The 12420-nt window shown below is 41.0% G+C and carries 13 protein-coding genes and 1 pseudogene; 2 read left to right on the top strand and 12 right to left on the bottom strand.

The window, feature by feature from the left end:
* Positions 1–3 precede the first annotated feature (3 nt).
* The 6 genes from DD657_RS12395 to DD657_RS12370 all read right to left on the bottom strand — a co-directional run bounded on the left by DD657_RS12395 (position 4) and on the right by DD657_RS12370 (position 4107).
* Complete coding sequence (locus tag DD657_RS12395) at positions 4–390, bottom strand: hypothetical protein (RefSeq protein WP_021987685.1); 387 nt, start codon at positions 388–390, stop codon at positions 4–6.
* 6 nt (positions 391–396) lie between these two features.
* Positions 397–1311: a hypothetical protein gene (locus DD657_RS12390; RefSeq protein ID WP_021987686.1), complete on the bottom strand. Its 915-nt coding sequence runs from the start codon at positions 1309–1311 to the stop codon at positions 397–399.
* 7 nt (positions 1312–1318) lie between these two features.
* Positions 1319–2143 carry an ABC transporter ATP-binding protein gene (locus DD657_RS12385; RefSeq protein WP_021987687.1) on the bottom strand — a complete coding sequence of 275 codons (825 nt, stop codon included), beginning with the start codon at positions 2141–2143 and terminating at the stop codon, positions 1319–1321.
* A gap of 143 nt (positions 2144–2286) precedes the next feature.
* Positions 2287–2679: an HIT family protein gene (locus DD657_RS12380; RefSeq protein WP_021987688.1), complete on the bottom strand. Its 393-nt coding sequence runs from the start codon at positions 2677–2679 to the stop codon at positions 2287–2289.
* Between the two features lie 48 nt (positions 2680–2727).
* On the bottom strand, positions 2728–3204 hold the full coding sequence (gene greA, locus DD657_RS12375; protein ID WP_021987689.1) for a transcription elongation factor GreA: 477 nt from the start codon (positions 3202–3204) through the stop codon (positions 2728–2730).
* A gap of 225 nt (positions 3205–3429) precedes the next feature.
* Positions 3430–4107 (bottom strand): HD domain-containing protein, encoded by a 678-nt coding sequence (locus DD657_RS12370; RefSeq protein WP_021987690.1) that lies wholly within the window; start codon positions 4105–4107, stop codon positions 3430–3432.
* Positions 4108–4376: 269 nt separating this feature from the next.
* On the opposite strand from DD657_RS12370, the gene DD657_RS12365 reads away from it, so the two are divergent.
* Positions 4377–5840, top strand: coding sequence for an amino acid permease (locus tag DD657_RS12365; protein ID WP_021987691.1), 1464 nt, complete (start codon positions 4377–4379; stop codon positions 5838–5840).
* On the opposite strand, the gene DD657_RS12360 is transcribed toward DD657_RS12365, so the two are convergent.
* The 4 genes from DD657_RS12360 to DD657_RS12345 form a co-directional block, all read right to left on the bottom strand.
* On the bottom strand, positions 5820–6410 hold the full coding sequence (locus DD657_RS12360) for a uracil-DNA glycosylase family protein (RefSeq protein ID WP_287050071.1): 591 nt from the start codon (positions 6408–6410) through the stop codon (positions 5820–5822). The genes DD657_RS12365 and DD657_RS12360 overlap by 21 nt on opposite strands.
* A 142-nt stretch (positions 6411–6552) precedes the next feature.
* Positions 6553–7941 (bottom strand): cytochrome c peroxidase, encoded by a 1389-nt coding sequence (locus tag DD657_RS12355; protein ID WP_021987693.1) that lies wholly within the window; start codon positions 7939–7941, stop codon positions 6553–6555.
* Positions 7942–7999: 58 nt separating this feature from the next.
* A complete protein-coding gene (gene ccsA, locus DD657_RS12350) occupies positions 8000–8782 on the bottom strand; it encodes a cytochrome c biogenesis protein CcsA (protein WP_502696226.1) in 783 nt (260 codons plus the stop codon).
* A gap of 18 nt (positions 8783–8800) precedes the next feature.
* Positions 8801–9580 (bottom strand): cytochrome c biogenesis ResB family protein, encoded by a 780-nt coding sequence (locus tag DD657_RS12345; protein ID WP_021987695.1) that lies wholly within the window; start codon positions 9578–9580, stop codon positions 8801–8803.
* A gap of 484 nt (positions 9581–10064) precedes the next feature.
* On the opposite strand from DD657_RS12345, the gene DD657_RS12340 reads away from it, so the two are divergent.
* Positions 10065–11471: an MFS transporter gene (locus tag DD657_RS12340; RefSeq protein WP_273134966.1), complete on the top strand. Its 1407-nt coding sequence runs from the start codon at positions 10065–10067 to the stop codon at positions 11469–11471.
* A 298-nt stretch (positions 11472–11769) separates the two neighbouring features.
* Here DD657_RS12340 and DD657_RS15225 read toward each other — a convergent pair.
* A pseudogene (locus DD657_RS15225) lies at positions 11770–11949 on the bottom strand (IS256 family transposase); the annotation flags it as partial.
* A gap of 29 nt (positions 11950–11978) precedes the next feature.
* Positions 11979–12284, bottom strand: a complete 306-nt coding sequence (locus DD657_RS12335; protein ID WP_021987697.1) for a hypothetical protein — start codon at positions 12282–12284, stop codon at positions 11979–11981.
* Between the last annotated feature and the right edge of the window lie 136 nt (positions 12285–12420).

Below are 12420 nucleotides of genomic sequence, written 5' to 3'. Positions count from 1 at the left end.
CTATTATTCTTGAAAATCAACATTAGGTGCTGCGGACAGGATTACCTGCATAGAATCCGGAATCGTCATACGGATATAATCGCGGTCTGCTCCCATCGGGGAACCGATATACAGCGTATCTCCCGCCAAACGCATGGCTTCTTTATTTGTCCGGCAGAGATTTCCTCCCCTAATCTGAACCCGGTCTTCATCTGTACGCCGGATTTTTACATACATTTCCGTATTTCGAATAACAACGGCTTTCAGATCTGTACGGCGGATAGCATCAACCAGTTCATTCACCTCCCGCCGGTCTTCCATATTTGTATAAACATAACTCTTCAATACGCCCCATAAAATGAGTAAAAAAGCAACATATAAGGCAATCAATATCAAATCGTATTTTTTCATAGCTTCTTACTTTAATTGTTTTCTTTTTAATTTAATCCATACCACCCACAAATAGATAAACGGGAAAAGATAAAAAGCCAATCCCCAATAAGGTGAAGGCAAATCCGGTTCCACATTCACCATTGAAGATAGGTAATAAGCTTCCATAACATGACGTACAATAAGATACATAAAATACCCCACTACCAGGAAGAGTAATAAATGTAATAACGTCGTCAACAAAATCACCCGTTTCCGGAAAGTTATCGATCCCCACATAAATATGGCAATCACATACAACCAGCAACCCAATATCGGGTAAAATGAGAAAGCAGTATGATAAGAACAACTGAAATCATCCCGATTTACAACGGTTAAAAATCCACTGTCCCCGGAAGATATATTCAGGACATTAGTAAGCGACGGACGCAGCATTTGTTGTCCTTCCTCGATCAGCGGAATTTTCATGCCGAACCATCCCGTGGTATAACTTGCCTGACTTATCCCACTGTATTTATAAGTATTCACAAGCCAGTCCAGTCCATAAAACAACAGTAAATAAACCAAAAAGAAAACGACAGTCGAGTTTAAAAAAGCCAATAAATACTTCTCAAAAGAAGAGGCCGGCAACAACAAGGTACTTACCGATTTATAAGGTGAAATGACATTCTTAAACGAACGGGCAGCAACAACAATAGAAAAGAAAAACAGGACACTCCAAAAAACGATAAACTGCCTCTCAGCCTGTTCCCTGACAAACGAAATTTTTGTTCCATCTGAATTGACGACAGTATACTCCGGAGTAAAAGGATTAAAACGACAAAGACACAAAAAAGTCACAACAGCAATGACAGCCAGTAATACCAGATTTGCTCTCAAATTCTCACGATTCGTCTTTATCCATAAAGCACCGAATCTATTTATATTGAATATCTCTTTCATCTCTTCTTTATTTTAACATTTGACAGATCCGATCCGGATTTTGCAACACGGCATTGAAAAACAATTCCATATCCAAACGGCTATCCTGATTCCCCGCATTCGGCACACACCCCCAACGTCCTCTTATGGAAACTTCTTCAAACAATACGTCATCTCCTTCTGTAACTTGTTTAAAAAGTAGTTTCTCCGTTATTTGATCCGTCGTCGCATTAATCAAAATACGACTTTCATCAATAATCACAATTGCATCGATCAAACTCTCCAAATCCCTTACCTGATGAGTTGAAATAATCATACAACGATTGTCTCCGGATACAGAAGAAATCAATTTCCGGAAACAACTTTTGGCAGGGATATCCAAACCGTTCGTCGGTTCGTCCATTACTAACAAGGCCGTATTACAGGCCACCCCCAAAGCTATTAAAGATTTTTTCTTTTGTCCATAGGACATTCGGCTAAAACGTTCTTCCATAGGAACTTCCAATTCATTCATATATTCCTCCAACTGCTCCTTATTAAAACGAGGATAAAACGGAGCCATTAAGCCGATATAAGTCCGCATACTCATATCCGGCAAATAAAACTCCTCCGGAATAAAAAATAAATCCGATAAAAAAGAAGGATGACGCAATGACGGACAATCACCCAAAACTTTCAACTCGCCCCGATCCGGGAATAATAAACCGGTAATCAGCTTCAGCAAAGTACTCTTACCGGCACCGTTCTTACCAAGCAAGCCATAAACATGACCGGCTTTCAAATTCAGGTTCAATCCCGAAAAGACAGCATGTCTACGGCGATATCCAAACCCTAATTCTTTCATTTCTATCATAATCTTAACTTTTAGGTATACATCAACAATAGTGTGTTACATCACTAATACACTACAAATGTATACACTTTTTCGGAAAAACAAAAAAAATAGAGGAAATCTTCTCAAATTTCCTCTATTTTTCTATGTATAACCCTCTTTTATTACATATTAGAAGCTATTAACCCGGCACATGCCTGCATGTCTTCCTTGGAAAATTCTTTTTTCGGATTAGCAAAATTAAGATCATTCCCTCCCTGAAGAGGCACCAAATGAATATGTGCGTGGGGTACATCCAAACCGATAACGGCAACTCCCACCCTTTTACAGGGCACACTTTTCTGTATAGCCTTAGCAACCTTTTTAGCAAAGACCATCATTCCGGCCAATTCTTCATCACTCAGATCGAACAGATAATCTTCTTCCCTTTTAGGAACAACCAGTGTATGTCCTTTTTGTAAAGGAGCAATATCCAGAAAAGCATAATACTTATCGTTCTCTGCCACCTTATAAGAAGGGATTTCACCGTTTATGATTCTTGAAAAAACAGATGCCATAATTTACAATTTCAAAATTTGAAAATCGGATCATTTAAAACAAAGCAATTACAGACTGATATCCATAATTTCAAATTCAACTTCTCCCGCCGGTACATTTACTTTAACGACATCCCCGACTTTTTTCCCGACCAAAGCCTGAGCAATAGGCGTATGAATCGACAATTTTCCGGCTTTAAAATCAGCTTCAGTTTCGGACACCAACGTATAAGCCATCGTTGCTCCGGTCTTCACATTTTTAATTGTCACCTTATTAAGCATCTGTACTTTCGAAGTTCCCAACTGGGATTCGTCAATAATGCGGCAACTGGCAATCGTATCCTGCAATTGAGCAATCTTCGCTTCCAATAAGCCTTGTGCGTCCTTTGCTGCATCATATTCCGCATTTTCCGAAATATCGCCTTTCTCAATGGCTTCCCCTATCGCCTTAGAAATTTTCGGTCTTTCCACATTCTGTAGTCTGTCAAGCTCATCCTGTAGCTTCTTCAAACCTTCTTTGGTTATATATGATACTTTTACTCCCATAATATATAATTTAAGCTCGTTAATACATAAAAAAAATAAATGACACTTATCCTCCAATAAGTGCCTTTTATCTATAAAAGAATTCCTATAACTTGGAATCCTCACCTCCGATACAAAAATAGAAACTTTCCGTGAATAAAAAAAGTTTTTCAACAAAATTATTCAAACGTTTTCATTTCAAATTTCTGGAAATAACCCGATAACAAGCTGATTAAAAACGATTACCTACAACAGCCTTTGTCCGTTTATCACCAGCTCAAATCTGATCTGCAAATATTCTGCAGCTTTCCGGCTAAGCATCATTCGGCCGAGGAATATCTCAAAATAATCCATGACAGCCGAAATTGTCGTATCGATTTTCAACTCCAATACAATAGCCGTTTTATCTTCATTAAAATAAATTTTAGACTCTTCAACGGCATAGTTAACCCGGTCGTGAATATCAAAATTGGCAAAGTCCCGGTTGCGCACACGGCTCCGTCGTACATCGGTCTTATCTGCTAAAATCAAAGCGGCAGCAATGGGATTAATCGCAGCGGCAGTACTTTCATCGTGATTTCCGATGGCACTGATTACCTGAGCGATTTCGTTGGCCTCCATACCCATTTTTTCCAATAAACGAAACGCCAGAATTGCTCCGCTCTGGGCATGATCGATACGGTTCACGATATTACCGATATCATGCATATACCCGGCTATCTTCGCTAACTCTGCCTCCCGTTCCGGATATCCCAATGTCTTCAATATTTTCTCAGCAGCATCTGCTGCCTTCACCACATGAGCAAAAGAATGTTCCGTATACCCCATGGCAGATAAAGCTTTATCCGCCTGTGATATATAACACTTGATCTCTTCATTGCCCCGCACGTCTTCAAAAGTGACTCTCTTATTTGTATTCTGCATTTTAATCTGATTATATATTTTTACGGTTCATACCGTTTTCCCCTTTTATACTTTCTGAAGCTTTAAAAGTTACTAAATTACGGATAAAAAAGCTTCAGCTAAAACACCGGAAATACTTGTATCAACCGCAAATCAAAAGTAATAAAACCCTTTCAACCTTCTCTTACTCTTGTCAATATTTTTTAACGGAAACCCATAAACCTATTTCCTGTTCATCCGTTAGTAAAAAAATAAAAATTTAATTTCTAAACCACCCCTATTCCTAAACGATGAAAAAAATAAAAAATATTTCTACCACTCAATTGGCCCTGATGACAGCCGCAGCTATCATCAGCCTGCGGGGATTACCCATGATGGCCCAGGAAGAACTGACCATGTTCTTCTACATCTTTTTTGCCACATTCCTGTTCCTGATTCCGGCAGCACTTGTCGGAGCAGAACTCGGCAGTGCTTTCGCCGACCGGGGAGGCGGTGTATACACCTGGGTAAAAGAAGCATTCAATCGGCCTATGGGATTCACCGCCATATTTTTACAATGGATACAAAATGTCGTATGGTATCCGACAGTACTCGGATTTGCCGCTGCCGCCGTTGCCTATATGATCGGGAAACCGGAACTGGCACAAAACGGTGTATTTGTAGGTGTATTTGCCATTGTCATGTATTGGTTCGCTACCTGGATAACCTTAAAAGGTACTTCCGTTATTTCCCGGATTACCAGTCAGGGATTTTTACTGGGAACGGTCTTACCGGGAATCGTTATCATCGTTATGGCGATTATCTGGCTGGCCGGAAAGAACCCGATAGCTTTCGAACATATACCGGACTCTGTCAACCAGATCGTAAATACTGCCGGGAATCATGCACATCCCCGCTTCTTTCCACACATGACAGGAATGAGCGATATTGCATTTCTGGCCGGTATCCTGCTCTTATTTGCAGGAGTCGAAGTACATGCCGTACACGCCCCCGAATTGAAAAATCCGCAAAAACAATTCCCGGCAGCCATGTTCCTGGCAGCCCTCATATCTTTCGGACTTTTTACGCTCGGAGCATTAGCCGTAGCCATCGTAACCCCCTACAACCAGATTAATTTACAGGACGGTCTATTGGTCACTTTTACACAATTGTTCGATCACTACCACATAGGTTGGCTCACCAACATCATAAGCCTGCTCATTGCATTCGGAGCTCTGGCCGGGGTCATGTCCTGGATTTCAGGACCCAGTCGCGGTCTCCTTTGGACAGCACACGACGGTGAGTTACCTGAATTTCTGAAAAAAACGAACAAAAACGGTGTACAAATTCACATTCTGCTTATCCAGGGATGCCTTGTCACCGTACTTTCTTCACTTTATATTGTAATGAGTAATGTCAGTGTCGCCTTCTTCCTGTTAAGCGCCCTGACAATCGGTCTGTACCTGATTATGTACATGCTGATGTACGCCTCCGGCATCAAATTGAGATACACCCAACCGGATCTGCAAAGAAGCTACCGGGTACCCGGAGGAAATACAGGCATGTGGATCATTGCCGGAATAGGTTTTCTGGCCGTATTATTCTCTTTCATCGTCACCTTCTTCCCACCGTCCCAGTTGCCTGTCGGGAGCCCCGCATTTTACACGGGTTTAGTCATCACAGGTACTGTTATTTTTGTGGGTATCCCCATTATCATCAGTCTGACCATGGAAAAAAAGAGGAAAAAACAGGCCTTACACGGACAGCATACCTAACTCGCAAAACATTTGCCTATATATACGGGCTTTCTCTTCCAGAGGCTTTGGATAAGCCCTGGAAGAGGAGGGCATCCGATAAATCCGCAAATCGCGTCCGTTGTAATTACACCCGACATATCCCCCCACCGAGGGTTGCGGCGCATCCAACAAAGCAAACAAAGTATCTGTTGCTTTCTGCCCCGTCGTTACCAACGCGCGGCACTCCGGTAATTGCTCCAACACCTTTTGTAAATCGATCGATTGAACGATCTCCAAAAACTTATCGGAAGCATTTCCTTTTTGTCGTATGACCTCCCGGGCCGTATCCGATAAAGCAATTCCTTTCCGGTTTAAAAAATCTTTTATAGAAACTTCGTCAAAAGATTTTCGGTCTTTCGTCAGAAAATATTCCTTATTCTCAAAAAAGACCCAACCGAAAATACGCCACATGTCATTCTGAAAATTAGGATAATAAAATTCCATCTTCCATCTTTTCCGGGCCGGAGGAAAACTACCCAGCATCAAAAGTTTTGTCCCCTCCGGAAAAAACGGCTCAAGCGGATGCAATTCTGTAGGTAAATCAATCATAATAAGCTCTTAATTAGAACAAAACGGTTAAATTTACGATTTTAGCTTGAAAAAATAGCTGATCCCGCTGAATTCCAACCGCAAATCAACGTTTCCAGATGAATCAATCCAAAATCTAAAATCGTAAATTCAATTTATACGCTTACTCCAAACCCGGGTGTACATAACTCATCATCGGATTTTCTCCGGTCAATGTCTTCATAAACAAAACCAACTTATCGATTTCTTCCTTTGAAACTTCCTTACCGGTCTGGAAAGTAAACATCGCTTCCGTAGCAGCTTCCAACGTCTGTGCCGAACCGTCATGCAGATAAGGAGCCGTTAAAGCTACATTTCGCAATGTTGGGGTTTTAAAACGCTGGAAATCCACAGAATCCTGAGTGACATTAAAATGACCGTAATCTTTATTATCGTGAAGCGGTAATCCCCGGTGTTCAAAATAATCCGCCACAATCCCCATATATTCATAAGACCGGCCACCTATATTTTCTCCGGCATGACAAGTAGCACAGTTGTATTTTTTAAACAGATGATAACCGGCAATCTCATCCGCTGTCAATACATTTTTATCTCCTTTCAGATATCGGTCAAAACGACTGTTGGGAGTCAGCAACGTTTTTTCAAATTCAGCAATAGCATCCGTAATCGTATGCTCATTAATTCCTTCGGGATAAATAGAAGCAAACTCTTTTACCATCTCTTTATCAGCCCTTAACTTACCGTTAATTTCATCCCAGTTCGATCCCATTTCCAAAACATCCAAAGGAGGACCGCCTGCCTGAGCCTGTAAATCCGCAGCTCTTCCATCCCAAAACTGACTCATATTCAGACCGGCATTATATACAGTCGGAGCATTAATACCTCCGATTTGGTCGTAAATTCCCTTCGACGTTTTCAGACCGTCTACACCAGCCTTATGCAATGGGTGACAGGTTGCACAAGATACCGTATTGTCCGCAGAAATACGAGTATCGTGATAAAGTTTAAATCCCAAAGCCACCTTACGGGGATCGACAGGAATCGAATCAGGAACCGGTTGCAGCGGTTCTCCGGCGAATTCAGGCGCAGCCAATGAATTCGGATAATAAAACGCACGGGTTTCTTTCACCCAACGGGTTAAAACATCCTTTTCCGCATCATTATAAGACGTTCCCCAATGTATCATTTTATACTTTGTCAAAGGCATCGACTCATTTATCATACTCTGTTCGATCTTCGCCAAATTAACTTCCGAAACCGGCTTACCGGCTTCCAATTCCTGGCATACTTTTCCTAAATCGATATAACGCAATCCGTTACGCATATCCTGTTGTACCAATTTTCCAGCTACCGGAAAATTAGAGTAAAACGGTTTCTCTGCATCCGAAGCATGACAGGCCAAGCAACCGTTATTCGTCAATACCGCTTTTACCTGTAAAGCCAAAGAAGCTTCGGGGATGGATTTACGAAAATTAAATCTGTAAATCGCAATCGCTCCCAATCCAAGAATCAACACCAATAAGGTGAATAAAAACGCTCGTTTTTTGTTCATAACCATTCCTTTTTAATTCATATTCTATTTCGTTCCCTGCCCCTCTTTCTGTAAAAACTTATGCATACGTATGTATGCTCATTTCTGCCGAAGGCAAATAATTAACTCCGTACCAACATATCTGTAAAAATAAAAATGCCAACACCACAATCCATAACGCACAGGCATATTTCTGCGGATAACGATAGCGTACATGTACATACATCAAATAGGTAAACCAGGTTATCGCCGCCCAGGTCTCCTTCGGATCCCATCCCCAATAATGTCCCCAGGCTTGTTTCGCCCAGATAGCACCGAAAAGCATCCCCAAAGTCAATAAAGCCAGTCCGGTATACACCAAATTATCGGCAACACTGAACAAAACCGGACGTTTTACACGTCCTGCCGGTAAACAACCGTATATTCCGACCAGCATGGCACATCCCAACAAAGCATAAGCGAACATATAAACAATTACATGAGGTACAAACCAAGCACTCTGCAAAGCCGGCATCAATGCCTTATCGTGAATTTCAGGTTTCAATAGATTGACAACAATAAAAACGACAGACAAAACCGCACTTACAGACAATATCCAAGGGTAACGCCAGCGTAAATACACCATCAGCCCGACAACAGCCACAAACCAGGAATAAAACAAACGGGTTTCTCCCATTGTACGTAACGGCGGACGTTCCAAAAACACCCACAAACCGCCGATAAAGCCTCCGAATATTAAGATCCCAAGCAGAGACAAGGCAACCACAGCCTTTCCCCTTCCCTTACGGTAGGCCAACAAAGCTGCGACACTCCAGCACAAAACAGCACCCACTGCAAATATGATAAAATCATCCCAGGTCAACATCATTTTCTTTTTACATTATTGATTCGGTTTACGCAACGGGCCGCATACCACCAGTCCGACAGCTCCGATGATCATCATTAGAATCCCGGTATATACAATACCCAGCCATGGATCACGCACCAATAACAAGACGGAATACAACCCTTTTTCCCGATCGTAATTGTCCTGATATATAGAATAGCCTCCAAAATCGACCGGTTCATTCACCTCAATTGCTGTATACAGCCGGCACTCTTTATTTTGTAAAATCAACTCCGAACGAAATTTCTTGGGAACCCGCTGCATCCGGTCGTAATATTCAACCTGAAACTTTTCCAGCGTAACGGTAAACGGAAGCGGATACAATCTTCCCGTCTCATCCACAGCCGTATATTCCGGCTGCCGGAGATAAGCAATCAATTTTACCGATTTCCGGTCAGGAGCCCCCCATAATGCTCCTCCCAAAGCCAACCACAATCCCAAATGATTCAACAGAAACAAAACATTCCGCAACGAACACGCACGAATATGTCTAAGGACAACCAAACCGAGATTTACCCACAACAGCAGTAACAAACACACAAAAGGCCAGGTACAAAACCATCGTCCGGCCAATATCCCTTCTCCCAGCAACACAAAAATCAAGCTACCGATAATCCACAATGTTCCCTGCATACCCCCCAACCATTTCACAAACCGGTTTTCCCTGTAATAGACATACAAAAAAATAATCACGCCCACCAGAAAAATGCCCGCAATTAAATTGAGTGGAAAAGCAAAATAAGCCAAACGGTCTATATAAAAAACATTTTCCATTACATCGGTTTAGTTTTGATTTATGTTTTTCTTTTCTCCGTATGGGAGAACTGTGGGTTCAATCTAAAATTACACACTGGGACGGACTCATTGTGTAATTTCTACACTTATCAATTTAAAATTAAGTCTTCCTATAAATTGTAAATTTTAGATTGTAAATTTTAAATTGTTTGGCAATCTAACTCATTATCAGATTTTTTAATCTAAAATTAAAATGTTTATTTATTTATAATTCCTCTTTTTGGCAGCGAAGAATCATAGATATAATCTAAAATCGTCAATCTAAAATTTAAAATCCTGATTTCACACTGTCAAAAATATAAAAGAATTATAAAGGAATAATAATCATATATAAAATCATTCATTCTTATTATTTATGTACACATAAATAAAATCTATAATTTACCAATTTTAAATCTAATTTTGTATATATAAGATTTTTATTAGTTTTGCACAATTCATCAATAACACAAATTAATAATACATGAGTACGACAGCAAAAAACAAAGAAAAAATTCGCTTCAGCAAAGCATTCTGGGTCGCCAACACAGTTGAATTACTTGAGCGTGCTGCCTATTACGGAGTTTTTATTGTAATCACCCTTTATCTCAGTCGGATCCTTGGTTTTAATGATATTCAGGCTGCAACAATAGCCGGTACATTTTCAGCTTTTCTTTATTTATTACCGACTTTCGCCGGTGCTCTGGCCGATAAAATCGGTTTCCGCAATTCCATGCTTTTAGCATTTGGGCTTTTGACTTTAGGCTACGGAGGCCTTGCACTTTTTCCAACTTATCTGGAAAGCGCCGGCTTGGTGGAATATAGCCAGACCACCACATTCAAAGGATTAACGGACAGCAGTATACGTTATGGAATTATCCCCATCATGGCTCTCATCATCATCGGAGGTGCTTTTATTAAAAGTGTCATCTCCGGTACGGTCGCCCGGGAAACAACAGAAGCAACCCGGGCAAAAGGTTTTGCTATCTTTTATGCTATGGTCAATATCGGGGCTTTTTCGGGAAAAACAATCGTAAAACCGTTACGTGAAGCTTTAGGCAATGAAGGACTTATTACGCTCAACTACTTTTCAGCATCCATGACATTGCTGGCTTTAATTGCTATTTGGTTTTTCTACAAAAGCAGCAATCACAGCGGAGAAGGAAAAACATTCCGCCAGATATGGAAAGCTCTCCTGAAAGTATGTGCCAACGGAAGACTTATCCTGCTTATCCTCATTATTACCGGCTTCTGGATGGTACAACATCAACTGTATGCCACAATGCCCAAATATGTTTTGCGTTTGGCTGGAGAAGGAGCTTCTCCCTCCTGGTACGCCAATGTAAACCCCTTGGTCGTTGTATTGACCGTCAGTTTAGTAACTCAGTTGATGAGCAAGAAAACAGCACTGACATCCATGACGATCGGAATGTTCATCATGCCGATCTCCGCCTTGTGCATGGCCTCCGGAAATATGTTCAATACGGACACCACCATCTTAACCATGCATCCGGTCGCTTTTATGATGGTTGTCGGCATTGTATTCCAGGGCTTAGCAGAAACGTTCATCTCTCCCCGTTTTCTGGAATATTTTTCCTTGCAAGCACCCAAAGGGGAAGAAGGATTATACCTCGGATTCAGCCATCTTCACTCGTTCCTGTCCTCCATCGTAGGATTCGGACTCTCCGGTTATTTACTCAGTAAATATTGCCCGGAACCCACCCTTTTCTCAACACAGGAAGAATGGCGGGCAGCCAGTGCTAACGCTCACTATATCTGGTATTACTTCGCAGCCATCGCCCTGGTATCCGCAATAGCCCTGATCATTTACGGCAAAATCGTCAAAAAAATAGATAAAGCCCAATTGCAAAACAACCCGGCCAATTCATAATACCGAGTCTAATATAGACTACCCCTCAGATCCTACAGCAATTTACTACCGATAAATAACTGTAACCTCTGCGGAGTAATTCATTTAAAAAATTACACAGTGGGACGGACTCACTGTGTAATTTCCGGTTTACGGTTTTAAATCAAATCACGTAAATTACGCGGATTTCGCTGAGAAATTTCAAAGGGAAATAAAGGGTTATCTATCCGGATTAAGTCAGGTCATAAAATGAATGGTATACAACCATAAATCAAAAAGAATCAATAATGTACCGAAAAGTGTGTATTTTCTTTTTTTTCATTTGTCTGAGTTCCGCCATGACCTGCTTTTTATCCCTGAGCTTGACTTTACCCGCGATATTCCTTTTCAGGTATATGGTACATAAGTACATAGTTGCAGATCCGCTTTTGCGGAAAGTGTCGGCCAGGGTGTTTTCGATGCCACATCGTTCGTAGCATACCAGCAGGTCAACCGTGCCGCCTTCTCGGTAATGGAAGGCTTGAGAACTTAATTGCCAGATACTTTCTTCTTTGCTCTTTGCAAAAGGAATACAGTCAAGACCATTATTAAAAGGAATAGCCCTCCTATCTTACGTAGCCAATCAGGAGATTGACCTCCAGCTACGTCAATGTAAATTTCAGAGCAAAAAGCTATTGCAAAAAGAAAAATTGTACATAGAGCTATCAAATTAAGAGCCTTTATCTTTGCTGTAGCATCTTTGGCTTTAGAAAACTTGATAAAACTAAAAATCAAAACGTCTACGAAGATGCCTCCAACAACACCTGCAACAATTGCTGGGAGTATATTTTCCATATTTTTAAGCTATTTTCTTCATTAGACACAAAATTACTCAAAAAATTTCATAACTGCCGTTTTTTCGATAGTGTTTCATTTATATACAAAAAAAGAGTCTCATTTCTGTGACTCCGGGAGTAAATTGCCGAAACTG

The sequence above is a fragment of the Culturomica sp. genome (assembly GCF_003524185.1).
GTDB classification, from domain to species: domain Bacteria; phylum Bacteroidota; class Bacteroidia; order Bacteroidales; family Marinifilaceae; genus Culturomica; species Culturomica massiliensis.
This window is presented reverse-complemented; position numbering and strand designations above follow the sequence as displayed.